At 61.3% G+C, this 959-nt stretch carries 1 protein-coding gene; it reads left to right on the top strand.

Annotated elements, in window-relative coordinates; genetic code table 11:
- Window positions 1–110 precede the first annotated feature (110 nt).
- The coding region (locus NKH17_RS33320) for a site-specific integrase (protein ID WP_352973540.1) at window positions 111–959 on the top strand (849 nt) is incomplete at its 3' end.

The following is a 959-nucleotide window of genomic DNA, read 5'->3' as shown; positions in this document are numbered from 1 at the left end:
TGATTGAACTAAACCGCTGCCGCGGTAGCTGATGCGCGGGTCTGGCCTGAGGAGGCCCCCGTCTGAGAAGATTTGGTGTTGAGCCAACCTTCCAGACAGGAGAACCCCAGATGGCCCAGATAAGCCCTCTGCGTCAGCGGATGATTGAAGATCTGACGATCCGCAATTTGTCACCGGAGACCCAGCGATCCTACGTGCATCACGTGGCGAAGTTCAGTCGATTTTTTGGACGATCACCCGATCAACTGGGATACGAAGAGGTGCGCGCCTATCAGGCCCACTTGGTGGGCCGAAGGGTCTCGTGGGGTGCGTTGAACCAGACCGTTTGCGCCTTGCGTTTCTTCTACGGCGTGACGCTGGGTCGATCTGATCTGCCTGAGCGGATCGCTTACGCCCGGACGCCGCGCAAGTTGCCGATCGTGCTGAGCGCCGATGAGGTGGTCGGCTTTCTGCAGGCCGTGAAGGGGACGAGGAACCGGGTCGCTCTGATGACCACCTATGCGGTGGGCTTACGCGCCGCGGAGGCGGCGCGTCTGCAGGTGACGGACATCGATAGCAGCCGGATGATCATTCGCATCGAGCAGGGCAAGGGCGGCAAGGACCGCTATGTGATGCTGTCGCCGCAGCTGCTGGAGATTTTGCGCGTCTATTGGCGGTTGACCAAGCCGGGGCGATGGCTATTTCCTCGGCGCGATGGCCGCGGCCCGATCCACCCACAGACCTTAGGGATCGCCTGTCGAGCAGCCTGCGAGTTCCTGGGCGTTGAGAAGCGGGTGACGGTGCACACCCTTCGCCACAGCTTCGCCACCCACCTTTTGGAAGCCGGCACGGACATAAGGATCATTCAGGTGCTGCTGGGCCATCGCAGCCTGGCGACGACGACACTATACGCCCAGGTCTCAACGGCTGTGATCGGCCGGACTGCCAGTCCTTTTGACCAACTCCGCATGGAGATCACG

This window comes from Mesorhizobium sp. M1334 (assembly GCF_040317995.1).
Lineage (GTDB): Bacteria > Pseudomonadota > Alphaproteobacteria > Rhizobiales > Rhizobiaceae > Mesorhizobium.
The sequence above is the reverse complement of the archived record's forward strand: the minus strand, read 5'-3'. Positions and strand labels throughout refer to the sequence as shown.